Source organism: Plantibacter sp. PA-3-X8, assembly GCF_003856975.1.
Classification (GTDB): Bacteria; Actinomycetota; Actinomycetes; order Actinomycetales; family Microbacteriaceae; genus Plantibacter; species Plantibacter auratus.
In genome coordinates, this window is sequence record NZ_CP033107.1 from 2,907,481 (window position 1) to 2,932,333 (window position 24,853).

Consider the following 24,853-nt stretch of genomic DNA (forward strand, 5'->3'; position numbering starts at 1 on the left):
TCCACCCAAGTCCAATTTCCGGCCTGTGGACGGAGCACCGTCAGGCCACCCGGCGGTACGCTCGCCATCATGACCGAGAGCAGCACGACCACTGGACAGCACGGCTCGAACCGCGTGAAGCGCGGACTCGCGGAGATGCTCAAGGGCGGCGTCATCATGGACGTCGTCACCGCCGAGCAGGCCCGTATCGCGGAGGACGCCGGGGCCGTCGCCGTGATGGCCCTCGAGCGCGTCCCGGCGGACATCCGGTCCCAGGGCGGCGTGGCTCGCATGAGCGATCCGGACCTCATCGAATCGATCATCGCCGAGGTGTCCATCCCCGTCATGGCGAAGGCTCGCATCGGACACTTCGTCGAAGCCCAGGTCCTCCAGGCACTCGACGTCGACTACATCGACGAGTCCGAGGTCCTGAGCCCGGCCGACTACGTGAACCACATCGACAAGTGGGGCTTCGACGTGCCGTTCGTGTGCGGCGCCACCAACCTGGGAGAGGCGCTGCGGCGTATCAACGAGGGTGCCGCGATGATCCGCTCGAAGGGTGAGGCCGGCACCGGCGACGTGTCCGAGGCGACGAAGCACATCCGCAAGATCCGCTCCGAGATCGCGCACCTGTCGTCGATGTCGAAGGACGAGTTGTACGTCGCGGCGAAGGAGCTCCAGGCCCCGTACGACCTCGTCGTGGAGATCGCCGAGACCGGCAAGCTCCCGGTCGTGTTGTTCACCGCCGGGGGTGTGGCGACGCCGGCGGACGCCGCGATGATGATGCAGCTGGGTGCCGACGGTGTGTTCGTCGGATCCGGCATCTTCAAGTCCGGCAACCCGGCTCAGCGGGCGGCGGCCGTCGTCAAGGCGACGACCTTCTTCGACGACCCTCAGGTCATCGCCGAGGTCTCCCGCGGTCTCGGTGAGGCGATGGTCGGCATCAACGTCGCCGACCTCGCGGCACCGCACCGCCTCGCCGAGCGTGGCTGGTAGCCCCGCGTCCGGCCTGAACCAGGTGACGTCGTGACCGGGGCGGCACGCGTCGGCGTCCTCGCCCTGCAAGGGGACTTCCGAGAGCACGCGGCCGTCCTCACCGGCCTCGGGGCGGACGTCAGTCTCATCAGGCGCCCCTCGGAACTGACCGGCATCGACGGACTCGTCCTGCCCGGCGGGGAGTCGAGCGTGATGGACAAGCTCGCTCGCTCCTTCGACCTCGCCGGACCGTTGCGCGAAGCGATCACCGCCGGGTTGCCCGTGTACGGCACCTGCGCCGGGCTCATCCTCCTGGCGGACCGGATCCTCGACGGGATCGCCGGCCAGCAGGGTCTCGGCGGACTCGACGTCTCGGTCCGGCGCAACGCCTTCGGGTCGCAGCTCGACTCCTTCGAGACGGACCTGTCGATCCCCGTCCTCGGCGACCCGCCCGTGCACGCCGTGTTCATCCGCGCACCGGTGGTCGAAGCCGCCGGTCCGGCGGTGACACCCCTCGCCTCGCTGCCCGACGGTCGGATGGTCGCCGTCGAGCAGGGGAACCTGCTCGGCACGTCCTTCCACCCCGAGGTCACCGGCGACACCCGTTTCCACGCCTACTTCCTCGACAAGGTCGAGCGATCCCGCTGAAGCGCTGGCGCCCGATCCCGCGGCCCGTCCCGGCGTGATCGCGAGTTCCGGGCCGCTGGCCTAGACTGGTCAGGTTCTTTTCACGCAGTTAGGGAGCACATGTCCGGACACTCCAAGTGGGCGACGACCAAGCACAAGAAGGCGGTCATCGACGGCCGTCGCGCGAAGTCGTTCGCCAAGCTCATCAAGAACATCGAGGTCGCGGCCAAGATGGGCGGCGCAGACCTCGCGGGCAACCCGACGCTGCAGGACGCCATCCAGAAGGCGAAGAAGACCTCGGTCCCGAACGACAACATCGACCGCGCCGTCAAGCGCGGTGCCGGCCTCACCGGTGAGGTCGTCGACTACACCACGATCATGTACGAGGGCTACGGGCCGAACGGCGTCGCCCTGCTCGTCGAGTGCCTCACCGACAACAAGAACCGTGCAGCAGCCGATGTCCGGACGCTGATGTCCCGCAACGGCGGCACCATGGCCGACCCTGGCTCCGTCGCTTACAACTTCCAGCGCAAGGGCCTCATCGTCGTCCAGGCCGAGGGCACCACCGAGGACGACGTCCTCGGCGCCGTCCTCGACGCCGGCGCAGAAGAGGTGAACACCGAGGGTGAGACCTTCGAGGTCGTCACCGAGCCGAGCGACATGGTCGCGACCCGGACCGCCCTGCAAGAGGCCGGTATCGACTACGACTCCGCCGACGTCGCCTTCGTCCCGAACCTCAAGGTCGAGATCGACGCCGACACGGCGCGCAAGGTCTTCAAGCTCATCGACGCCCTCGAGGACAACGACGACGTCCAGAACATCTACAGCAACTTCGACCTCACCCCCGAGGTGCAGGCCGAGTTGGAGGCCGACGACGAGTAGTCCGGCGTCCGTGCCGAGCGGAGCTCGTTCGAACGGATGTACGACACTCCGTCCTCGCGGAGTGCTGGGCGCATCGCCCGCGCTTAGGGTCGGAGCATGACTCTGCGCGTCCTCGGCATCGATCCCGGCCTGACCCGATGCGGGGTGGGGGTCGTCGACGTCCTGCCGGGTCGGCAGGCCACGATGGTCGAGTACGGCGTCATCCGGACGGATGCGCACGTCCCACTCGAGCAGCGACTCCTCATGATCGCGCAGGGCATCGCCGAGGCGATCGAGCGCACCTCGCCGACCGCGATGGCCGTCGAGCGGGTGTTCGCGCAACACAACGTCCGGACGGTCATGGGCACCGCTCAGGCGAGTGGGCTCGCCCTGCACGCTGCGGCCGCGAACGGGATCCCCGTCGGCCTGCACACCCCGAGCGAGGTCAAGGCCGCGGTGACCGGCTACGGACGAGCAGACAAGCTCCAGGTGCAGACCATGGTCGCGCGGATCCTCGGTCTCGACGAACTCCCGAAGCCCGCTGACGCCGCAGATGCGCTCGCGCTCGCGATCTGCCACGCCTGGCGACCAGTCGTGTCGACTGCGGCGATACCCGTCGGCGCACCTCCGCAGGGGAGTGGAGCACTCACCCCGGCCCAGCGTGCGTGGGCGGCGGCGGAACGCGGCGGCGCTCCGCGCGAGGCGGCCGTCCGGGCCCGGGCAGCGCGGAGCCCTAGGCTGGAAGCATGATCTCCTCCCTCCGCGGCACCGTCCTGAGCGCGGTCGGCAACCTCGTCGTGATCGAGGTGGGCGGCGTCGGATTCGCCGTCCAGGTCACGCCGGCCCATGCCCTCTCACTCCGGGTCGGCACCGAAGCACTCCTCTCGACGACACTGATCGTGCGGGAGGACTCGCTCTCCCTGTTCGGGTTCCGATCCGCCGAGGAGCTGTCCGTGTTCGAGCTCCTGGTGAGCGTCACCGGGGTCGGCCCGAAGTCGGCACTCGGCGTCCTGGAGGCGCTGACGCCGGAGCAGATCGCCGCCGCCATCTCCGCGGACGACGACGCCCCGTTCCGGAAGGTCTCCGGGATCGGGCCGAAGACGGCGAAGCTCATCACCGTTTCGCTCGCCGGAAAGCTCCGCGTCACCAGGACGACGCCTGAAGCTCCGGCGACCACCGTGAACGCGGCAGCGATCGCCGATCAGGTCGTGACGGCGCTCATCGGGCTCGGTTGGCCGGAGAAGACGGCGACGCAGGCGGTCGTCGAGGCCTCCGCCTCCGCGAGTGCGGACGACCTCTCGACCGTGCCGTCGCTCATCCGCCTGGCCCTCGGCAGACTCGGCCCGGCGCACGCCGGAGGCCGTACCTCGTGACGGACGCTCCAGAAGACCTCACCAATCCAGCCGCCGAGTCCGATGCGGAACTGGCGTTCGAAGGGGCGCTCCGTCCGCGGTCGCTCTCCGAGTTCGTCGGACAGTCAAAGGCGCGCGGTCAGTTGCAACTCCTGATCACGGCCGCCGGGATGCAGAACCGCACCCCCGACCACATCCTGCTGGCCGGCCCACCTGGGCTCGGCAAGACGACCCTCGCGATGATCGTCGCGCACGAGACGGGGAAACCGCTCCGGCTCACGAGCGGTCCGGCCATCCAGCACGCCGGCGACCTCGCCGCCGTCCTGTCGTCGCTGACCCCGGGCGAGGTCCTCTTCATCGACGAGATCCACCGCATGGCCCGCCCTGCGGAGGAGATGTTGTACCTCGCCATGGAGGACTTCCGCATCGACATCATGGTGGGCAAGGGTGCCGGCGCGACGAGCATCCCCCTCGAGCTGGCGCCGTTCACCCTGGTCGGGGCGACCACCCGGTCCGGTCTGCTGCCGAACCCGCTCCGCGACCGCTTCGGGTTCACCGCCCACCTCGAGTTCTACGACGAGCCGGAACTGCAGCAGGTGCTGCACCGCACCGCCGACATGCTCGGGCTCGACATCGACGGTCGGGCCGTCGCCGAGATCGCCGGACGCTGTCGGGGTACGCCGCGCATCGCCAACCGACTCCTCCGCCGGGTCAGGGACTATGCACTCGTGCACGGTGGCCGCGCGGACCTCGAGACCGTCCAGGCCGCGCTTGAGCTCTACGACGTCGACGCCCTCGGTCTCGACCGACTCGACCGGTCGGTCATGGAGGGCATGCTCGACCGCTTCGCCGGAGGCCCGGTCGGGCTCAGCACGCTCGCGGTCTCGGTCGGCGAGGAAGCGGAGACGATCGAGTCCGTCGTCGAGCCGTTCCTCGTCCGGATCGGCCTCATCACGCGCACGCCACGGGGCCGCGTGGCGACCCCGGCCGCCTGGCGGCACTTCGGCAGAACACCTTCTCAGCATGGCTCGACCCTCGATGGCCTATAATTTCCCTTTGGCGGTGCGTTCCCAACGTCTCCCGCCCTCAATCTCCTCTGGAAGGTTCCCATCGTGGATGCAATGACCCTCGTCCTGTTCGGCCTCGCCGGCGTCATGATCGTGTTCATGATGGTGAGCAACAACAAGCGGAAGAAGCAAGCCGCGGAGACCGAGCAGAAGCTCGTCCCCGGCGCCGAGGTACTCACCGGCTTCGGTGTCTACGGCACCCTCATCTCGATGGACCGCGACTCCCGCAAGGCCGATGTCGAGATCGCCCCCGGCGTCATCGTCACCATCGACCCCCGCTACGCGGGTGCGGTCGTCGCACCGATGGTCGCCGAGACCGCCGAGGAGGCCCCCGTCGTCGAGTCGATCCCCGACGACGCCTCCTCACTCGACCTCTCCAAGCCCGAATTCGGCCAGCGCGTCGAGGACACCTCGAAGCCGCAGAAGAGCGACGACTAGTCCCAACCCCTTCCCGGGTGGTGGCCTTCGTGCCACCGCCGGCAGAGAAAGCTGAGTTCCGAGTTTGGCAAAGTCGACTCCGGTCAAGAAAGCGTGGCGTTCGCTCACCTGGCTTGGCGTAATCCTCATCGGTTTGTTCGCGATCAACGCGGCCGGGGTCCTCTGGGGGAACAGCTCATGGGCGCCCAAGCTGGCCCTCGACCTCGAGGGCGGCACCCAGATCATCCTCGCGCCGAAGCTGGAGTCCGGCCAGACGGTCTCCAACGAGCAGCTGAACCAGGCTGTGGCGATCATCCGCCAGCGCGTCGACGCGTCCGGTGTGTCGGAGGCGGAGATCACGACGCAGGGTCAGAACGTCGTCGTCTCGATCCCGGGAACCCCCGACGAAGCGACGCTGAACCGCATTGAGAGCTCCGCGAAGCTCGAGTTCCGACCGGTCCTCACCTCGCAGCAGCTGACTCCCGGCCAGCCGTCCAACACCTTCATCGGTGAGGACGGCGCCTCGACCCCGTATCCGACGCCGGATCCGGGCCTCGAGAGCACGCCGACCGCGTCGCCGACGAACGCGAGCGACCTGTCGCAGGTGACGCCCGCGCTGTACGCCGCCTTCCAGGCCTACGACTGCGCCGCGAACGCGGACTCGCTCGACGCCACCGCGGCGCCCGCTGCCGAGCCGCTCATCACGTGCGACGTCGACGGCACCTTCAAGTACGTCCTCGGCCCGGTCGAGGTGTCCGGAGAAGACCTGTCCGACGCGAGCGCCGGCATCAAGACGACGTCGTCGGGTGCCAGCACGGGCGAGTGGGCGGTGTACCCGGTCTTCAACGAGAAGGGCACCGCGCTCTTCGCCGACGTCACCGGCCGCCTGACCTCGCTGCAGAGCCCGCAGAACCAGTTCGCGATCGTGCTCGACGGCAACGTCATCTCCGCTCCGCAGTCGCTCGCCGTCATCTCGGACGGCAAGCCCGAGATCAGCGGCTCCTTCACGGAGGAATCCGCCAAGACCCTCGCCGACCAGCTCAAGTTCGGCGCCCTGCCGATCAGCTTCGTCGTGCAGAGCCAGGACACCATCTCGGCGACCCTCGGTTCGACGCAGCTGGAGAGCGGCCTCATCGCCGGTCTGATCGGGCTCATCCTGGTCGTCATCTACACGCTGTTCCAGTACCGGCTCCTCGGCACCGTGACCATCGCCTCGCTCGTCGCGGCAGCGGTGCTCACGTATGTGGTGATCCTGCTGATGTCCTGGCGTCAGGGCTTCCGGCTCTCCCTCGCCGGGATAGCAGGTCTCATCGTCGCGATCGGTTTCACCGCGGACTCGTTCATCGTGTACTTCGAACGCATCAAGGACGAACTCCGCGACGGCCGCGGTCTGGAGTCCGCCGTCGAAGCCGGCTGGAAGCGCGCGAAGCGCACCATCTACGCGGCGAAGGGTGTCAACCTCCTGTCCGCCGTTGTGCTGTACGTCCTCGCGATCGGCAACGTCCGCGGCTTCGCCCTCACCCTCGGCGTGACCACGATCATCGACGTCATCGTCGTCCTGCTGTTCACCCACCCGATGATGCAGCTCCTCGGCCAGACGAAGCTCTTCAACAGCGGCAAGCCGTTCACCGGTCTCGACCCGTCGGCGCTCGGCGCCATCTACCGCGGTCGTGCAGAGTTCCGGAAGCCCGTCTCGGTGCCCGGCGCCAAGGCCGCGTCCAGCAGCCGTGAGGCGGCCAAGCGCCAGACGATCGCCGAGCGCAAGCAGGCCGCCCTCGTCGGAGGCGGCTCCGACACCAGAGCAGACGATCTGCCGACCGATGGGAAGGACTCCTGATGGGTGCGTTCGCACGGTTCGGAAACGAGCTCTACACCGGGAAGCGCTCCTACGACTTCGTCGGCAAGCGCAAGATCTGGTACACGATCGCCATCGTCGCGGTCGTCCTCTCGGTGTTGATCCCGGTCGTCAAGGGCGGATTCAACTTCGGCATCGAGTTCCGCGGTGGTTCGCAGTTCCAGATCGCCGACGTCAAGAGCACCGATCAGACGCTGGCCGAAGACGCGGTCGCGTCCGTCGTCAGCGGCGCGACCACCCACGTGACCGTCGTGGGCGGCAACTCGGTCCGCGTGCAGACCGACCAGCTGAAGAACGACAAGGTCACCCAGCAGGTGTCGGCAGCCTTGGCCGAGGCCTACGGCGTCGAACAGTCCGACATCACGAGTTCGTTCATCGGCCCGTCATGGGGTCAGGACGTCTCCAAGCAGGCGATCGTCGGCCTCATCGTGTTCCTCGTGCTCGCGGCGATCCTCATGGCCCTGTACTTCCGCACCTGGAAGATGTCCGCGGCCGCGCTGCTCTCCCTCATGCACGACCTCATCATCACGGCCGGTGTCTACGCCGCGACGGGCTGGGAGATCACGCCGGCCGCCATGATCGGTTTCCTCACCATCCTCGGGTTCTCGCTGTACGACACCGTCGTGGTGTTCGACAAGATCCGTGAGAACACGACGCTCGACGCCGACGGCGCGGCCCGGACGTTCGGGGAGTCGGTCAACCTCGCGGTCAACCAGACCCTGGTGCGCTCGATCAACACCGGCGTGGTGGCGGCGCTCCCGGTCGCGGCGATCCTGTTCTTCGGTGCCTTCGTCCTCGGTGCCGACACGCTGCGCGACATCTCGCTCGCTCTGCTCGTCGGTATCCTCGTCGGCACGTACTCGACGATCTTCGTCGCCGCACCGCTCTACGCGAACTTCCGGCACAACGAGCCCCGCATCGCCAAGCACGACAAGCGCGTGCTGCAGGCGCGCGAGCGCGCTCAGACCTCGGATGACGCCGAGGGCGAACGCACGGAAGCAGACGCGCCGCTGGCGCGTTGACCCTGACAGCGACCGACAACCGCGTGCACGAGCGCAGGGAGGCCTGAGATGGCGGACACCACGACATCCTCGACGGCCTCCCTGCGCCGTCTCGTCCCACGGATCTTCTCGAAGGCACAGCCGGCCGGCGCCGTCGACACCCTGATGCGGACGGTGCGGCAGCACCATCCCAAGGCCGACCTGGCGCTCATCGAACGTGCGTACACGGTCGCCGAGCGGGCCCACTCCGGGCAGAAGCGCCAGAGCGGCGAGCCGTACATCACGCACCCGGTCGCCGTCTCCCAGATCCTGGCCGACCTCGGCATCGGACCGAAGACGATCGTCGCCGCCCTCCTCCACGACACCGTCGAGGACACCGACTACTCGCTCGACCAACTCCACGCGGACTTCGGCGACGAGGTCGCCATGCTCGTCGACGGCGTCACGAAGCTCGACAAGGTCAAGTACGGCGACAGCGCACAGGCCGAGACGGTCCGGAAGATGATCGTCGCGATGTCGAAGGACATCCGCGTCCTCATCATCAAACTCGCCGACCGGCTGCACAACGCCCGGACCTGGGGATTCGTCCCGGCCGAGAAGGCGGCGAAGAAGGCCACGGAGACCCTCGAGATCTACGCACCGCTCGCGCACCGCCTCGGGATCCAGGCGATCAAGTGGGAGCTCGAAGATCTGTCCTTCGCCGTGTTGTACCCGAAGCTCTACGCCGAGATCGAATCGCTCGTCAAGCAGCGGACGCCGCAGCGCGAGGAGTACGTGCAGCACGTCATCGACGCGGTGAACGAGGATCTCAAGGCGCAGAAGATCCGTGGCAAGGTCGCCGGTCGTCCGAAGCAGTATTACTCGATCTACCAGAAGATGGTCGTCCGCGGCCGCGAGTTCGACGACATCTACGACCTTGTCGGCATCCGTGTCCTCGTCAACTCGCTCCGCGACTGCTACGCGGTCCTCGGGTCGATCCACGCGCGGTGGACCCCCGTCCCGGGGCGTTTCAAGGACTACATCGCCACGCCGAAGTTCAACCTGTACCAGTCGCTGCACACCACCGTCGTCGGACCGGGCGGGAAGCCCGTCGAGATCCAGATCCGTACGAACGAGATGCACCAGCGGGCCGAGTTCGGTGTCGCCGCGCACTGGAAGTACAAGGAGCGGATGAACAGCGGGAAGACCGCGTCCTCCGCCGAGCCCGACAGCTCGATGGCCTGGCTCGCCCACATCTCCGACTGGCAGGCGGAGACGGCGGACCCGGGGGAGTTCCTCGACTCGTTGCGGTTCGAGATCGGTGCGAAGGAGGTCTACGTCTTCACCCCGAAGGGGCGTGTCGTCGGCCTGCCCGCCGGCGCGACGCCGGTGGACTTCGCCTACGCCGTCCACACGGAGGTCGGCCACCGGACGATGGGCGCCCGGGTCAACGGGCGGCTCGTGCCGCTGGAGAGCTCGCTCAACACCGGCGACGTGGTGGAGGTCTTCACCTCCAAGAACCCCGATTCCGGTCCGAGCCAGGACTGGTTGAACTTCGTCAAGAGCCCTCGGGCGCGGAACAAGATCCGCCAGTGGTTCACGAAGGAGCGACGCGACGAGGCCATCGAGCAGGGCCGTGACGCGATCGCGCGGGCGATGCGCAAGCAGAACCTGCCGCTCCAGAAGCTCATGAACCAGGACTCGTTCGCCGAGGTCGCGGCGCAGCTGCGCTACGAGGACGTCACGGCGCTCTACGCGGCCGTCGGCGAGGGCCACGTCTCGACGCAGTCCGTGCTCGAGAAGGTGGTCGCGCTCCTGCAGAAGGACGCCGACAGCGAGCACGCCGAGTACACCGTCCCGGTGCGCGGGAGCCGCCGTGAGCGGCTGCAGAACAGCGACTCCGGGGTCCTCGTGCTCGGTGCTCCCGACATCCTGGTCAAGCTCGCGAAGTGCTGCACCCCGGTGCCGGGTGATGAGATCGTCGGGTTCGTCACGCGGGGCTCCGGCGTCTCCGTCCACCGTTCGGACTGCCACAACGTCCAGGGACTCCTGCAGGAACCCGAGCGCATGATCGATGTGGAGTGGGCGCCGTCGTCGAAGAGCGTGTTCCTCGTCCAGATCCAGGTCGAGGCACTCGATCGAGCTGGACTGTTGTCGGATGTGACGCGGGTGCTGTCCGAGTACCACGTCAACATCCTGTCGGCGACGGTGAACACCTCGAGCGACCGCCTGGCCATCAGCCGCTTCGTGTTCGAGATGGGCGACACCACCCACCTCGACCGGGTGCTGAACGCGGTCCGGCGGATCGACACCGTGTACGACGTCTACCGGGTCAACGGCGGCTGAGCGGGAGCGACCAGGACGCCAGTTCGCTCCGAGTCGGCTCGAGGCCGGGGAGCATCACCTCGGTGGCACTCGACACGACACGGACGATCCGTGTGCCGCCGAGGACCCGCGGGACGGAGCGGACCCAGGCGACGACCTCCTCAGGGCTGGTGAGCCCGAGCAGGAAGTAGTTGCGGATCGTCGTCATGGCCTCCTCAGCTTCGGCCCCGGTGCGCCGTGCCAGATCCGCGACCGTGCGCGTGGGGGTCGTGACCCGCAGTGCGCCGCACCGCTCGCTGTCGTCGGGGCGGAGTGACACCTGACGCAGACGCAACCGGGGCGAACGCGCGCTTCGCCGTTCCATCGACACGAAGCCCGTGTGGACCCTCGGTGCGATGAGCGCCGCGCCGTGCAGCCAGGCGGCACTCGTCTCAGCGATGACCGCGCCGGCCAGCCCGGGCAGCTGTTCGAGGACCGCCGCGCGCAGCCTGACGGTGTCGGGTTCGTCGACACTGCAGTAGCCGTCTTCGAAGGCGAAGAGCTCGCCGTCGAGCCGCGCGGCGGCGAGCTCGGCGACGGAGAGCTCAGGTGGCTGGAGGTAGGCGGGGAGGCGGCTCGTGGAGGCCGAGGGATCCGTCGCGCAGTCTGGCTCGATGGGGGAGGACGTCTGGAGTGCCGTGGACATACGACGATCCTCCTGTAGCCGTCCGGCAGCAGGAGGATCGTCGACGGATCTGTGGAGAACCGCGACCGTCACGCGGTTGGTGGAGCGGATCCGCCTAGCGGATCGCCCCGAGCCACGCCTTGCGTGCATCCAGCGCCTCGATGGCCGCGGTGAGCCGGTCGGCGTCACCCGAGGCTCGTGCAGCCTCGACCTCGTCCTCGAGCTTGGCGATGGCGTCGGCGAGCTGGCTCGCGAGCCCCTCGGTACGCGCCTTCGTCTCGGGGTTGTTGCGCTTCCAGTGCTCGTCCTCGAGCTGCTTGACGTGGGTCTCGATCTTGCGGAGACGGTCTTCGACGACGCGGACCTGCTCGCGCGGGACCTTGCCGATCTCGTCCCACCGACGCTGGATGTCGGTGAGCGCCTTGCGCGCCGAGTCCCGGTTCGTGTCGGCGAGGATCGGCTCGGCATCCGCCAACACCGCGAGCTTCAAATCCAGGTTGCCCTGGAACTCCTCGTTGTCGCGCGCGTCGATCTCGGCCTTCGCGCCGTAGATCGCGTCGCCCGCGGCCTTGAACTTCGCCCAGAGCGCGTCATCCTGGCGCTTCCCGGCACGCGGGGAGGCCTTCCACTCGTCGAGCAGGCTGCGGTAGGCGGGGATGCCCTCGGCGCCCTTGGCGATGAGGGCCTCGGCGCGCTCGACGAGCTTCTGCTTGATCGCGCGTGCTTCCTTGTGGACCGAGTCCAGCTCCGTGTAGAACGCACGACGGTGCTGCTCGATCGTCGCGCGCGCCGTCCGGAACCGCTTCCAGAGGTCGTTGGCGTCGTTCTTCGCGAGACGCGGACCGTCGTGCTGCTGACGCTGCCACTCGGCGAAGAGTTCGTCGAGTCGCGCCGAGGTCTGCTTCCACTGCACCCGTGCCGGATCCTGCTGCGCGAGCTGCTCGGCTTCCTCGACGATCGCGAGACGCGCACGTGCCGCCTCCTCGAGGGCTGCCTTGGTCTCCTGGCTCTGCGCCTCGGTCAGCTCGCTCACGGTGCCGTCGAGCGCCGCGAGGCGGGTCAGGAGCGCCTGGAGGTTGCCGACCGCGTTGGCGGACTCGACCTGCTTGGTGATCGACTTCACGGCCTTCGCGACGTCCGTCGCCGGTGCACCACGCTTCGCGCGCTGCTCGAGGAGCGTCACCTGTCCGGCGAGGTCCGTGAACTTGCGCTCGAAGTACGCGAGCGCCTCCTCCTTGGAACCGTCGGGGTACTGTCCGACCGCTCGTTCACCGTCGGCCTCACGGACGTAGACGGTGCCGTCGTCGTCGACACGACCCCACGGTTCGATCTCTGGACTGGTCACGCGCATCACCCTTGCTGTGTGTTGACCGCCGTTCGTGGCGATCGTGATCGATCCACAAGCCTATTACCCCGAGTCCTGCTCGGGGCGACCGCTTGCGCCGGTCGGTTCCGTCTGGTGCAGGTTACTGCACGCGCTACTGGACCGTCACCGAGGTGATGGTGGCGGGGACCGCTGGAGCACCGTCACCGCTGCCGTCTGCGACACCGCCGGACACGACACCCGAGACGAGCTGGTCGAGACCGCTCGTGATCTGACCGAGCACGGTGTAGCCGCCGGCGGCGTCGGACGGGATGGTCGAGTCCTGGTACACGAGGAAGAACTGCGAACCGTTGCTGTAGCCGTTCCCTCCCTGGCGTGCCATGGCGATGGTGCCGGCCGGGTAGACGTCGTCGGTCGGTGCGTTCTCGACCGGGCCGTAGCTGTAGCCGGGGCCACCGGTGCCGGTGCCGTCGGGGTCGCCGCACTGCAGGACGTAGATGCCGCTCGTCGTGAGACGGTGGCAGGTGACGCCGTCGTAGAAGCCGGATTGGGCGAGGGAGATGAAGGAGGAGACGCCCTGCGGCGCGCAGGCGCCGTCGAGGGTGAGGTTCATGACGACGTCGTTGATCGTCATCTCACCACTCCAATCGCGGTCCTCGGCGATGGTGCTCGCGGGGACCTCGCCGGTGTTCGCGCCGTCCGTGGCCCCGGTGACACCGCAGGCCCCTGCCTCGGCGGAAGCCGTGGGCGTCGCGACCGGGGTGCCCGGACCGCCGGCGAAGAAGAACACCTGCGCAGCCGTGGCACCGGCCAGGATGACGACGAGCGCCGCCGCGGCGATCACGTTGTCGCGGACGCGGCGCTTCGAGCGGTGCTCGTGCACGGTGCGCCGGGCGTTGTAGGCGCGCAGTCGTGCGCGTGCTGCGCGTGCCTCTTTGTCCGGACCCTTGCTCGTTGCCACGTCGTTCCCTCCAGGTGCCGTCGGCCGAGCGGCGGCATCGCGCTGTCATCTGGCACCACGCCCGCGGCGGACTGCCCAGGAGAACCTTACGGGGAGCGCTCCGCGCGGACCAAACGACGCACGACGGCGGCGACCCCGTTCTGCAGCGGGTCCGCGTGTCGCAGGCTGCGGCTAGCCTGGTGGAATGTTCAGTCGAGGACCCGGCATCGCCGGCGCACCGGTTCCGCTCGCCGTGCGCATGCGGCCCCGCAGCCTCGAGGAGGTCGCCGGCCAGAAGCACCTGCTCCGTCCCGGCTCGCCGCTCGTCCGCCTGGCGAGCGACAACGAGGGGACGCAGGCGGCCGTGTCCGTCATCCTCTGGGGCCCACCGGGCACCGGGAAGACGACCCTGGCGCAGGCCATCGCGCACAGCTCCGGCCGCCGGTTCGTGGAGCTCTCGGCCGTGACGGCGGGCGTCAAGGACGTCCGGCAGGTCATGGAGGAGGCGATGTCGAGCCGCGACCTCTACGGCAGCTCGACCGTCCTCTTCCTCGACGAGATCCACCGGTTCACGAAGGCCCAGCAGGACGCCCTGCTCCCCGGCGTGGAGAACGGCTGGGTCATCCTGGTCGCCGCGACGACCGAGAACCCGTCGTTCTCGGTCATCTCCCCGCTGCTGTCGCGTTCGCTGCTCCTCACGCTCGAACAGCTGAGCGACGACGACCTCGGCATCCTCATCGACCGCGCCGTGACCGACCCGCGAGGCCTGGCCGGTCGCTTCACCGTGACGCCGGAGGCCCGCGCCGCGATCATCCAGTTGTCATCCGGCGATGCCCGACGAGCCCTGACTGCACTGGAGGCGGCCGCGATCGCCGCCGACTCCGATCTCGGCGCTCCGGTCGACCCCGACGAGCTCGATCTCGACGACGCGGGCCTCCTTGACGTCGGCGATGAGGATGATGAAGACGACGAAGGCGGGGTGGACTCCGACACCGCGACGCGGGCGCCCCGCGGTCCCGTGATCACCGATGAGCTCGTCTCGCAGGCGGTCGACCGCGCCCTGCTCCGATACGACCGCAACGGCGACGAGCACTACGACGTCATCAGCGCGTTCATCAAGAGCATCCGCGGATCCGACGTCGACGCCGCGCTGCACTACCTCGCTCGGATGATCGAGGCGGGGGAGGACCCGCGCTTCATCGCCCGCCGCATCATCATCTCCGCGGCCGAGGACATCGGCATCGCCGACCCGCAGGCGCTGCCCATCGCCGTGGCGGCCGCCGACGCCGTCCAGTTCATCGGCATGCCCGAGGGTCGCATCCCGCTGGCCGAGGCCGTGGTGTACCTGGCCACGGCCGCCAAGTCGAACGCGGCCTACGTCGCCATCGACCAGGCCATCGCCGACGTCAGGGCCGGAGCCTTCGGACGCGTGCCGAAGCCGATGCGCGACGCCCACTACGCGGGCGCCAAGCGTCTCGGACACGGCAAGGGCTACCGCTACCCGCACGACCACCCGATCGGTGTCGTCGCCCAGCAGTACCTGCCCGACGAGCTCCGCGACGTCCGGTACTACCAGCCCACCGACCACGGCCACGAACGCGACATCTCGGCGCGGTTGGACAAACTCCGGAAGATCGTCCGGGGCGAGTGATCCTCGGGTCGCGGCGGCCCGGCGACCGGGGCACGTCGTGCTAGTATTGATCCGCCTAGAACCGGTGTGACTGCGCGGCTGCTCGATCACCGTGTTCGACGGGCGTGTTCTGTAGCCGAACAGCCCCGGCGGACCCCTCTGACTTTGTCCGGTGTGATTCCGGATCACCGACGCGTCTTCGCGCCGGTCATTCATCGTTTGAGACTTCATCGAAAGGAAACCGTGTCTACCAAGTCACGTACCCGCAGCAAGACCCGCCTCTCGCGGGCACTCGGCATCGCCCTCACCCCGAAGGCCGCCAAGTACCTCGAGAAGCGTCCCTACGCTCCCGGTGAGCACGGCCGCACCAAGCGCAAGGCCGACAGCGACTACGCCGTCCGTCTGCGCGAGAAGCAGCGTCTGCGCGCCCAGTACGGCATCCGCGAGGCTCAGCTCAAGATCGCCTTCCAGGAGGCACGTCGCACCCAGGGCCTGACGGGTGAGAACCTCGTCGAGATCCTCGAGACCCGTCTCGACGCGCTCGTCCTCCGTGCCGGCTTCGCCCGCACCACGGCTCAGGCTCGCCAGATGGTCGTGCACCGCCACATCATGGTCGACGGCCAGCTCGTCGACCGCCCGTCCTTCCGCGTGAAGCCGGGTCAGCTCATCCACGTCAAGCCGCGCTCCGAGGGCACCGAGCCCTTCCAGGTCGCCGCTGCCGGCGGTCACGTCGACGTCCTGCCGAAGGTGCCCGCGTACCTCTCGGTCGAGCTCGACAAGCTCCAGGCACGTCTCGAGCGTCGTCCGAAGCGCGCCGAGGTCCCCGTGACCTGTGAAGTGCAGCTCGTCGTCGAGTACTACGCAGCCCGCTAGGACTGCGGCCCGGCTCAGGGCACCACACGAAGAGGCATCGGCTCCGGCCGGTGCCTCTTCATCGTTGCAGGACGCCATCGGTCCACCGCGCTCGACTACGATGGATGCTTGGTACGCCCGGCGACGCCCGGGTGGTCGCACCGCAGATGAGGAGTTCCCCATGAAGAACGTGTTCTGGCTGATCGTCGGCATCGGCGCCGGCTTCGTCGTCGCCCACGAGATCAACAAGACACAGTCCGGCAAGCGGTTCTTCTCCGAGCTGGACTCACGCGTCAGGGAGTTCACCGACACCGTCGGCGACGCCTACAAGGAGCGCGAGGCGCAGCTGCGCGACACGGCGGAGACCGTCGTCGCGCGCGTCGAGGACGCCGCAGAAGACCTCACCAAGCCGTAGCGGCACGCCCGGACGGGCATCGCCGCAGCGCACGAACATCGACACGCACACCCCTGACGTACGGACACCATGGACACCGCTGACATCCGCTCCCGCTGGCTCACCTTCTTCGGCGATCGGGGGCACACCGTCGTCCCCTCCGCCTCCCTCGTCAGCGACGACCCCTCGCTCCTCTTCACGGTCGCCGGCATGGTGCCGTTCGTGCCGTACCTCACGGGCGTCGTCCCCGCGCCGTTCGACCGCGCCACGAGCGTCCAGAAGTGCATCCGCACCAACGACATCGAAGAGGTGGGCAAGACGCCCCGGCACGGCACCTTCTTCCAGATGAACGGCAACTTCTCCTTCGGCGACTACTTCAAGGAGGGGGCGATCACCTACGCGTGGGAGCTCCTGACCGGCAGTGAGTCGAGCGGCGGCCTCGCCTTCGACGAGAAGGACCTCTGGGTCACCGTGTACAAGGACGACGACGAGGCGATCGACCTCTGGAAGCGCGTCGCTGGGCTCCCCGAGCACCGCATCCAGCGGCTCGACAAGGACACGAACTACTGGTCGACGGGTCAGCCCGGCCCGGCCGGCCCGTGCTCGGAGATCTTCTTCGACCGCGGTCCCGCGTACGGAGCCGACGGCGGCCCGGCGACCGACGACGACCGGTACGTCGAGATCTGGAACCTCGTCTTCATGCAGTACCTGATCGAGAACGTCCGCGGCAAGGTCGACTTCGACATCGTCGGCGAACTCCCGAAGAAGAACATCGACACCGGCATGGGGCTCGAGCGGGTCGCGTTCCTCAAGCAGGGCGTCGAGAACATGTACGAGATCGACCAGGTGCGCCCGGTCCTCGATCGCGCCGCCGAGTTGAGCGGCCGTCGCTACGGTGCCGACCACGACGACGACGTGCGGATGCGCGTCATCGCCGACCACGTGCGTTCCTCGCTCATGCTCATGAGCGACGGCATCACCCCGTCGAACGAGGGACGCGGGTACATCCTCCGCCGCCTCATGCGACGCACCGTCCGTGCGATGCGCCTCCTCGGTGTCGACACCGCGACGTTCCCCGAGCTGTTCTCCGCGTCGCGCGACGCCATGAAGGCCGCCTACCCCGAGGTCGAGACCGACTTCGGCAGGATCTCGCAGAGCGCCTACGCCGAGGAGGAGACCTTCCTCCGGACATTGGCCAGCGGGACGACCATCCTCGACCTCGCGCTCGAGCAAACGAAGGGCACGGGCCGGACGGCCCTCGCCGGCGACTCCGCGTTCCTCCTGCACGACACCTACGGGTTCCCGATCGACCTGACCCTCGAGATCGCGGAGGAAGCCGGCCTCTCCGTCGACCGCGACGCGTTCGATTCGCTCATGACCGCGCAGCGCCAGCGGGCGAAGGCCGACGCGAAGGCGAAGAAGAGCGTCCTCGCCGACCTCTCGGTCTACAGCGACATCCGCGCCAAGGGCGAGACCGTGTTCACCGGCTACACCGAGCTCGAGACCGAGAGCCGCATCCTCGGCATCATCGTGGGCGGACACCCGGTGCAGCGCGCGGTCGCCGGTGACATCGCCGAGGTGATCCTGGCGGAGACCTCGCTGTACGCCGAGTCCGGCGGGCAGGAGGCAGACCAGGGCGTCATCGTCGGTCCCGGATACGAGCTCGAGGTGCTCGACGTGCAGAAGCCGGTCAAGGGTCTCATCGCCCACAAGGTGCAGGTGAGCCAGGGCGAGGTCGGCGTGGACGCACCAGCGACGACCATCGTCGACGCGAGCTACCGCCGCGGCGCGCAGCAGGCGCACTCCGGCACGCACATCATCCACGCCGCCCTGCGACAGGTGTTGGGCGACAGCGCCCACCAGTCCGGTTCGTCGAACAAGGCCGGGTATCTGCGGCTCGACTTCACTTGGAACCAGCCGCTGTCGCCGGCGACGAAGTCGGAGATCGAAGAGATCTCCAACAACGCCATCCGCGACAACCTGCAGGTGAGCACCCGCGAGATGGCGCTCGACGACGCGAAGGCGCTCGGCGCCATGGCACTGTTCGGCGAGAAGTACGGCGAGACCGTCCGCGTCGTCGACATCGGCGGACCGTGGTCGCGTGAGCTGTGTGCGGGCACCCACGTCAGCTCCAGCGCCGAGATCGGGTTGATCAACCTCGTCAGCGAGTCGTCAGTCGGCTCGACGAACCGTCGGGTGGAGTCGCTCGTCGGACTCGAGGCCTTCCGCGACCTCGCCGCCGAGCGGGCGCTCGTGTCACAGCTCTCCGGCAGCCTCAAGACGCCGAAGGAGCAGCTGCCCGACCGCATCGCCGAACTCGTCGCGAACCTCAAGGCCGCTGAGAAGAAGATCGCCGCGTTCGAAGCCCGTGGGCTGAGCGAACGCCTCCCGGCACTGGCGCAGACCGCTCACCGCGTCGGCCCGGTGTCGCTCGTCGCCGAGCACCTGGGCGAGCTCGGGTCACCGAACGACGTCAGGACGCTCGTCACGCAGCTCCGCGAGCAGCTCGGCGCGAGCCCGGCGGTCGTCGCCCTGGGCGCGGTCGTCGGCGGGAAGCCCGCGATCGTCGTCGCGACGAACCAGGGTGCCCGCGACGCCGGACTCAAGGCAGGCGTCCTCGTCCGGGTCGCTGCCGGTGTCCTCGGCGGCAACGGTGGCGGGAAGGACGATCTCGCACAGGGTGGCGGCGTCGACGCCACCGCGCTCGGCGACGCCCTCTCGGCGATCGCACGCGAGATCGCCTGACGTGACGGACGAGTTCCGCCGCGGAGTCCGACTCGGGATCGATGTCGGGAAGGCCAGGGTCGGGGTCGCGAGAAGCGATCCCGACGGCCTGTTGGCCACGCCGGTGGAGACGGTCCCAAGGGACCTCGGGGGCGATGCCGACATCCGGGCGATCGCGGTCATCGCCGAAGAACTCGGCGCGGTGGAGCTCGTCGTCGGTCTCCCGATCGCCCTGTCGGGGAAGGACACGGCGTCCACGCAGGACGCCCGGGAGTTCGCGGCCCGGCTCAGATCGATCACCGGTGTCCCGGCCCGTCTCGTCGACGAGCGCCTGACGACGGTGACCGCCCACAGCGCCTTGCGCTCCGCTGGGAAACGACAGAAGCAGACCCGCTCGATTGTCGATCAGGTGGCGGCCGTCATACTCTTGCAGTACGCCCTCGACGCCGAACGCGGTTCGGGGCGACCCCCCGGAAGCCCCGTCGACCCGTGAACAGGACGTGCCTGTGTCGAATCTGACACCTCAGAACAACCCAGCAGACGATCCGCTCGCCGACCTCTTCACGTCCGAACGGAACGCCGCGGGGGAGCAGCCGGTGCCACTGTCCCGACGCGAGGCACGTCAGCAGCGTGAGGCCGCGGAAGCGGCCTCGACGCCGTCCGAGCCCGTCGCGGAAGACGCCGCGAGCGACCCGGCCGAACCGGCCCCGACCGCTGCGTCGTCGGCCGACCCCACGACGGCGTCGTCGGGTGACTCCAGTGTCAGCGAGCCTGCCGCGAGCGACACACCCCTGAGCGGGCCGACCTCACGTGCGCCCGAGTCGGACGACACCGATTCCTCAGCGTCCCGGGCCAGGACCACGACCATCCCCGCGTTCGAGGACCTGCTCGCCGAGGACGACACGGCGAACGACAGTGGGCCGCAGCCGATCCATCGGGGGCGCCGTCGTGCGCTGGCCGGCGGGGAACCGCCGAAGCGCCGACGTGGTCGACGCGGACTCATCGCACTCATCGTGTCGATCGTCGTCGTCGGGGGTCTCGTCGCGTGCGCCGCGGTCGTGTGGACGAGTTACGAGCCGCAGATCCGCAAGGTCCTCGGCTGGGAGGAACCGAACGACTACGAGGGTGCCGGCAGCGGCGAGGCCGTCGTCATGGTCAACGAGGGCGACATCGGCGAGGACATCGCGACGAGCCTGCACGACGCGGGGGTCACGAAGTCGTTCGACGCCTTCTACGACCTCCTCCTCGCACAGCCCACCCAGCCGGAGTTCTTCCCGGGCGCCTACAAGCTGAAGCTCAAGATGAGCGCCGAATCCGCCCTTGCCGCCCTGACCGATGAGGCGAACCGCATGGAGGACACCTTCGTCATCCCCGAGGGCACCGCTGAGCAGGACGCCCTGCCGTCGATCGCGGAAGGCACCGGCATCCCGCTGGAGGAACTCCAGGCGGCGGCCGCCGACGTCGCGTCCTTCGGCCTCCCCGCCGAGGCGACCTCGCTCGAGGGGTTCCTCTTCCCGGCGACCTACAGCCTCCCCGACGGCGGCGATGCGCACGCGGTCCTCCAGACCCTCGTGAACCGGTCGTTCCAGGCGCTCGACGACGCCGGGGTGAAGCCCGAGGACCGTTGGAAGACCATCGTCCTGGCCTCGCTCATCCAGAAGGAGGCCGGCCTCCGCGACGACTACTACAAGGTGTCGCGGGTCTTCCTCAACCGGCTGGACCCGGCCCAGTGGGAGAGCGGTCTGCTGCAGTCCGACGCCACGGTCGCGTACGGGACGGGCAACACCCACCGGGTGTCGACCACGGACGCCGAGCGCGCCGACGCCTCGAACCCGTACAACACCTACGTCCACCCGGGCATGGTCGTGCGACCGATCTCGAACCCGGGCGACCTCGCGATCGACGCCGCGCTGCACCCGGCCGACGGACCATGGCTCTACTTCGTCACCTGGAACCTCGACTCCGGCGAGACGATCTTCTCCACCACCCAGGAGGAGCACGAGGCCGCGGTCGACAAGTGGCTGTCCTGGATGGACGAGCACCCCGAGTACCAGTAGCGGGAGCGTGGCGCACATGAGTGGAACAGGGGCGGGTCACGGCGAGGACGGACAGCCGCGGCTCGCCGTGCTCGGCGCGCCCATCACCCACTCCAAGTCCCCGGCACTGCACGAGGCCGCCTACCGGGTGCTCGGGCTCGACTGGGACTACGGTCGCCACGAACTCGAGGCGGCCGACCTCTCGGCCTTCCTCGACGACCTCGGCTCGGACTGGCGGGGGCTCTCACTGACCATGCCCCTGAAGCATCGCGCGCTCGAGCTGGCCGACGTGGCCGACCGCGCTGCAACCGAGACCGGGGCGGTCAACACGCTGCGTCTCCGCCGAGCCGAGGATGGATCCCGTCGGATCGAGGGGTTCAACACCGACGTCGGCGGCATCGTCCGCGCGATCGGGGCGGCCGGCGTCGACGCGATCGCCTCCGCTGTCGTCCTGGGCGGGGGAGCGACGGCGTCCTCGGCGATCATGGCCGCGGCGGACCTCGGTGCCGAGCACGTCCACGTGGCGCTCCGACGACCGGCCCAGGCGCGACCACTCGAGGACCTCGCCGGCCGGCTGGGGCTGCGGTTCGCCTCAGGGCCGCTCGACGGTGAGACGCCTGACGCACCACTCGTGATCAGCACCCTTCCCGGCGGCGCCCTCACCGAACCGGGTCCGGTCCTGTCCCATGCTCCAGGCGCGCTCCTCCTCGACGTCGCGTACGACCCGTGGCCGAGTGTGCTCGCGGAGGCGTGGTCGCAGGCCGGCGGGTCGGTCCTCAGCGGACTGTCCATGCTCGTGCACCAGGCGTTGCTCCAGGTCCGGATCTTCGTCCTCGGCGATCCGCTCCTGCCGCTCGAGGACGAGACGACGGTGCTCCGGGCGATGCTCGACACGGTCCACCTCGATCACACCGGGGCGCCGGTCGCCTCGCACTGACCGCGCCGGACGCATCCGTCGCCCACTTGCACACCCGCCGGGCCGTCGACCGAAGGCGCACGGTCGCGTCCCGGCTCTATGGAAGGATAGGACCATGCTTCGTTGGCTCACTGCCGGAGAGTCTCACGGCCCGGAACTCATCGCCGTCCTCGAGGGACTCCCGTCCGGCGTCCCCATCTCCATGGACGGCGTCCGCGCCGACCTCGCCCGACGGAAGCTCGGCTACGGCCGAGGATCCCGCATGAAGTTCGAGGAGGACGAGCTCAACCTGTCCGGCGGCGTCCGCCACGGCTTCTCCATGGGCAGCCCGATCGCGATCCGCATCGGCAACACCGAATGGCCGAAGTGGGCCGAGGTCATGAGCCCCGAGCCGACCGAGATCTCCGACAAGTCGCGTGGCCGCAGCGCCGCGCTCACCCGCCCGCGTCCCGGGCACGCCGACCTGACGGGCATGCAGAAGTACGGTTTCGACGAGGCGCGTCCCGTGCTCGAACGCGCCAGCGCACGCGAGACCGCTGCGCGAGTGGCCCTGGGTGCCGTCGCGCGCTCCTTCCTCGGCGAGCTGGGCATCACCCTGGTCAGCCACACGCTGTCGATCGGGCCCGTGCGCGTTCCCGAAGACAGCCCGCTGCCGGTCCCGGCCGACGTCGACGCGCTCGACGCCGATCCGCTGCGCTGCTTCGACAAGGGGACCTCGGAGCGCATGGTCGCCGAGGTCGATGCGGCCAAGAAGGACGGCGACACCCTCGGCGGCATCGTCGAGGTCCTGGCCTACGGACTCCCACCGGGACTCGGCTCCTACGTCCACTGGGACCGCCGACTCGACGCACGGCTCGCAGCAGCGCTCATGGGCATCCAGGCCATCAAGGGTGTGGAGGTCGGCGACGGCTTCCTCACGACGACGCGTCGCGGTTCCGCGGCCCACGACGAGCTCGTCCAGGAGAGCGACGGCATCGCACGACAGAGCGACCGCGCCGGCGGCACCGAGGGCGGCATGACCACCGGCACCGTCCTCCGTGTCCGCGCCGGCATGAAGCCGATCGCGACCGTCCCGCACTCGCTCCGCACCGTCGACGTCGCGACGAGCGAGGCCGCCACCGCACACCACCAGCGCTCGGACGTCTGCGCGGTCCCGGCCTCCGGTGTCGTGGCCGAGGCGATGGTGGCCCTGGTCCTCGCCGAAGCGGTCCTCGAGAAGTTCGGTGGCGACTCCGTCCCCGAGACGAAGCGCAACCTCGACGGGTACCTGGCAGCGATCCCGTCCAACCTGCGCACGCGAGGCGACCACGCCTCCAGCGCCGATGCCTGAGCAGGCCGCCGATCTCCGACTCCCCGTCGTCCTCATCGGACCGATGGGGTCGGGGAAGAGCCGGGTCGGCAAGCAGTTGGCGAAGCGGCTGGGCCTGCCGTTCGTCGACACCGACAGCGTCGTGTCCGGCGAGCACGGCGCGATCGCGCGCATCTTCGAGCAACACGGCGAGGCGCACTTCCGCGCCCTGGAGCGGGCGGCGGTCGCCGCCGCGCTCGAGCAGCCGGCGATCGTGTCGCTCGGCGGGGGAGCGGTCCTCGACGAGGACACGCAGCGTGATCTCGCCGACGCACGCGTCGTGCTGCTGACGGTCACCGAGGAGGCCGTGCTGGCACGGGCCAACCTCGACAAGCGTCCACTGCTCCGCGACGACCCCGGCGCGTGGTCGCGCATCGCCACCGCCCGGCGTCCCGTGTACGAACGACTCGCGGATGTCACCTTCGACACCTCGCACCGACCCATCTCAGGCATCGTCGACGAGCTCGTCGCCTGGGTGAAGGAGCCTGCATGAGCACCGAACCGACCACCCCGACCGAGCGGACCGTCATCGAGGTGACGGGATCCTCCCCGTACCCCATCACGATCGGGAGAGGGCTGGAGGACGTGCTCGTCGACGCCCTCGGGACCGGCGTGCAGCGGGTCCTCATCGTCCACCCGGCGACGCTGGGCGAGAAGGCGGCCAAGCTGCGCGAGACCCTGAGCGACCGGTACCAGGTGCTGCTCGCCGAGGTGCCGGACGCCGAGGCCGGGAAACGGGTCGAGGTCGCCGCGTTCTGCTGGGGAGTCCTCGGGCAGGCCGACTTCACGCGGTCCGACGCGGTCATCGGCTTCGGCGGTGGCGCGGTCACCGACCTCGCGGGCTTCGTCGCCGCCACCTGGCTGCGCGGCGTCCGACTCGTGCAGGTCCCCACGACGGTCCTCGGCATGGTCGACGCGGCCGTGGGCGGTAAGACGGGCATCAACACCGCGGAAGGCAAGAACCTCGTCGGCGCCTTCTACGCCCCGGCCGCCGTCGTCTGCGATCTCGACACGCTCGACACCCTCCCGAAGAACGAGATCCTCGCCGGGTTCGCCGAGGTGGCCAAGGCCGGGTTCATCCGCTACCCGGAGATCCTCGACCTCATCGAGGCCGACGTCGACGCCGCGACCGACCCCGACACGCCCGCCTTCCGCCGCTGCATCGAGCTCGCGATCCGGATGAAGGCCGACGTCGTCAGCGAGGACTTCACCGAGCAGGGCCTCCGCGAGATCCTCAACTACGGGCACACGCTGGGGCACGCCATCGAGCACGCCGAGCGGTACCAGTGGCGACACGGTGCCGCGGTGGCGATCGGCATGATGTACGTCGCCGAGCTGTCCCGCCTCGCCGGCCGACTGTCGGACGAGGCCGTCGACCGCCACCGTCGCGTCCTGGAGCTCCTCAGCCTGCCGATCGCCTATCCGGTGGGTCGCTGGAACACCCTGCTCGCGACGATGCAGCGCGACAAGAAGACGCGTGGTTCGATGTTGCGGTTCATCGTGCTCGACGACCTCGCCAAGCCGACCGTCCTCCAGGGGCCCGAGGCCTCGCTGCTCTTCGCCGCCTACCAGGAGATCGGCTCCTGA

General features: G+C 69.0%; 23 protein-coding genes. 20 read left to right on the forward strand and 3 right to left on the reverse strand.

What is annotated here, in order from left to right; genetic code table 11:
- The first annotated feature begins 69 nt into the window (after nt 1–69).
- The 10 genes from pdxS to EAO79_RS13785 all read left to right on the forward strand — a co-directional run bounded on the left by pdxS (nt 70) and on the right by EAO79_RS13785 (nt 10,459).
- The gene (gene pdxS, locus EAO79_RS13740) at nt 70–975 is read left to right on the forward strand and encodes a pyridoxal 5'-phosphate synthase lyase subunit PdxS (RefSeq protein ID WP_079705912.1); all 906 of its coding nucleotides are present in this window, start codon (nt 70–72) and stop codon (nt 973–975) included.
- Between the two features lie 30 nt (nt 976–1,005).
- Nucleotides 1,006–1,602, forward strand: a complete 597-nt coding sequence (pdxT, locus tag EAO79_RS13745; RefSeq protein ID WP_124769332.1) for a pyridoxal 5'-phosphate synthase glutaminase subunit PdxT — start codon at nt 1,006–1,008, stop codon at nt 1,600–1,602.
- Nucleotides 1,603–1,701: 99 nt separating this feature from the next.
- A complete protein-coding gene (locus tag EAO79_RS13750) occupies nt 1,702–2,463 on the forward strand; it encodes a YebC/PmpR family DNA-binding transcriptional regulator (protein WP_079705914.1) in 762 nt (253 codons plus the stop codon).
- 96 nt (nt 2,464–2,559) lie between these two features.
- A complete protein-coding gene (gene ruvC, locus EAO79_RS13755) occupies nt 2,560–3,192 on the forward strand; it encodes a crossover junction endodeoxyribonuclease RuvC (protein ID WP_124769333.1) in 633 nt (210 codons plus the stop codon).
- Nucleotides 3,189–3,815 carry a Holliday junction branch migration protein RuvA gene (gene ruvA / locus EAO79_RS13760; protein WP_064293816.1) on the forward strand — a complete coding sequence of 209 codons (627 nt, stop codon included), beginning with the start codon at nt 3,189–3,191 and terminating at the stop codon, nt 3,813–3,815. Before ruvC ends, ruvA begins: the two co-directional genes overlap by 4 nt.
- The gene (gene ruvB, locus EAO79_RS13765; RefSeq protein WP_079705916.1) at nt 3,812–4,843 is read left to right on the forward strand and encodes a Holliday junction branch migration DNA helicase RuvB; all 1,032 of its coding nucleotides are present in this window, start codon (nt 3,812–3,814) and stop codon (nt 4,841–4,843) included. The genes ruvA and ruvB overlap by 4 nt, the downstream gene beginning before the upstream one ends.
- A 72-nt stretch (nt 4,844–4,915) precedes the next feature.
- A complete protein-coding gene (yajC, locus tag EAO79_RS13770; RefSeq protein WP_124769334.1) occupies nt 4,916–5,299 on the forward strand; it encodes a preprotein translocase subunit YajC in 384 nt (127 codons plus the stop codon).
- 64 nt (nt 5,300–5,363) lie between these two features.
- A complete protein-coding gene (gene secD / locus EAO79_RS13775) occupies nt 5,364–7,115 on the forward strand; it encodes a protein translocase subunit SecD (RefSeq protein WP_071260131.1) in 1,752 nt (583 codons plus the stop codon).
- Complete coding sequence (gene secF, locus EAO79_RS13780; RefSeq protein ID WP_079705917.1) at nt 7,115–8,155, forward strand: protein translocase subunit SecF; 1,041 nt, start codon at nt 7,115–7,117, stop codon at nt 8,153–8,155. Before secD ends, secF begins: the two co-directional genes overlap by 1 nt.
- A 48-nt stretch (nt 8,156–8,203) precedes the next feature.
- Nucleotides 8,204–10,459: a bifunctional (p)ppGpp synthetase/guanosine-3',5'-bis(diphosphate) 3'-pyrophosphohydrolase gene (locus EAO79_RS13785; RefSeq protein WP_079705918.1), complete on the forward strand. Its 2,256-nt coding sequence runs from the start codon at nt 8,204–8,206 to the stop codon at nt 10,457–10,459.
- On the opposite strand, the gene EAO79_RS13790 is transcribed toward EAO79_RS13785, so the two are convergent.
- The 3 genes from EAO79_RS13790 to EAO79_RS13800 all read right to left on the reverse strand — a co-directional run bounded on the left by EAO79_RS13790 (nt 10,446) and on the right by EAO79_RS13800 (nt 13,387).
- A complete protein-coding gene (locus tag EAO79_RS13790; protein WP_124769335.1) occupies nt 10,446–11,123 on the reverse strand; it encodes a hypothetical protein in 678 nt (225 codons plus the stop codon). The two genes, EAO79_RS13785 and EAO79_RS13790, sit on opposite strands and share 14 nt — an antisense overlap.
- Before the next feature lie 94 nt (nt 11,124–11,217).
- Nucleotides 11,218–12,447 carry a DUF349 domain-containing protein gene (locus tag EAO79_RS13795; protein WP_369808437.1) on the reverse strand — a complete coding sequence of 410 codons (1,230 nt, stop codon included), beginning with the start codon at nt 12,445–12,447 and terminating at the stop codon, nt 11,218–11,220.
- Between the two features lie 133 nt (nt 12,448–12,580).
- Entirely contained in the window at nt 12,581–13,387 is an 807-nt protein-coding gene (locus EAO79_RS13800) for a peptidylprolyl isomerase (protein ID WP_079705920.1), read from the reverse strand.
- 184 nt (nt 13,388–13,571) lie between these two features.
- Here EAO79_RS13800 and EAO79_RS13805 point away from each other — a divergent pair, with 184 nt between their 5' ends.
- From EAO79_RS13805 to aroB, 10 genes are all read left to right on the forward strand, one after another.
- The gene (locus EAO79_RS13805; RefSeq protein WP_124769336.1) at nt 13,572–15,017 is read left to right on the forward strand and encodes a replication-associated recombination protein A; all 1,446 of its coding nucleotides are present in this window, start codon (nt 13,572–13,574) and stop codon (nt 15,015–15,017) included.
- Nucleotides 15,018–15,239: 222 nt separating this feature from the next.
- The gene (gene rpsD / locus EAO79_RS13810) at nt 15,240–15,869 is read left to right on the forward strand and encodes a 30S ribosomal protein S4 (protein ID WP_064293825.1); all 630 of its coding nucleotides are present in this window, start codon (nt 15,240–15,242) and stop codon (nt 15,867–15,869) included.
- Nucleotides 15,870–16,029: 160 nt separating this feature from the next.
- Nucleotides 16,030–16,263, forward strand: coding sequence for a hypothetical protein (locus tag EAO79_RS13815; RefSeq protein ID WP_064293826.1), 234 nt, complete (start codon nt 16,030–16,032; stop codon nt 16,261–16,263).
- A 69-nt stretch (nt 16,264–16,332) separates the two neighbouring features.
- Entirely contained in the window at nt 16,333–18,987 is a 2,655-nt protein-coding gene (gene alaS / locus EAO79_RS13820; protein WP_124769337.1) for an alanine--tRNA ligase, read from the forward strand.
- Between the two features lies 1 nt (nt 18,988).
- Nucleotides 18,989–19,459 carry a Holliday junction resolvase RuvX gene (gene ruvX / locus EAO79_RS13825; protein WP_079705923.1) on the forward strand — a complete coding sequence of 157 codons (471 nt, stop codon included), beginning with the start codon at nt 18,989–18,991 and terminating at the stop codon, nt 19,457–19,459.
- A gap of 13 nt (nt 19,460–19,472) precedes the next feature.
- A complete protein-coding gene (mltG, locus tag EAO79_RS13830; protein WP_241160889.1) occupies nt 19,473–21,023 on the forward strand; it encodes an endolytic transglycosylase MltG in 1,551 nt (516 codons plus the stop codon).
- Nucleotides 21,024–21,039: 16 nt separating this feature from the next.
- On the forward strand, nt 21,040–21,939 hold the full coding sequence (locus EAO79_RS13835; protein WP_124769338.1) for a shikimate dehydrogenase: 900 nt from the start codon (nt 21,040–21,042) through the stop codon (nt 21,937–21,939).
- A 94-nt stretch (nt 21,940–22,033) separates the two neighbouring features.
- Entirely contained in the window at nt 22,034–23,248 is a 1,215-nt protein-coding gene (aroC, locus tag EAO79_RS13840; RefSeq protein ID WP_124769339.1) for a chorismate synthase, read from the forward strand.
- Nucleotides 23,241–23,759, forward strand: a complete 519-nt coding sequence (locus EAO79_RS13845; protein WP_124769340.1) for a shikimate kinase — start codon at nt 23,241–23,243, stop codon at nt 23,757–23,759. The genes aroC and EAO79_RS13845 overlap by 8 nt, the downstream gene beginning before the upstream one ends.
- Complete coding sequence (aroB, locus tag EAO79_RS13850; protein WP_124769341.1) at nt 23,756–24,853, forward strand: 3-dehydroquinate synthase; 1,098 nt, start codon at nt 23,756–23,758, stop codon at nt 24,851–24,853. Before EAO79_RS13845 ends, aroB begins: the two co-directional genes overlap by 4 nt.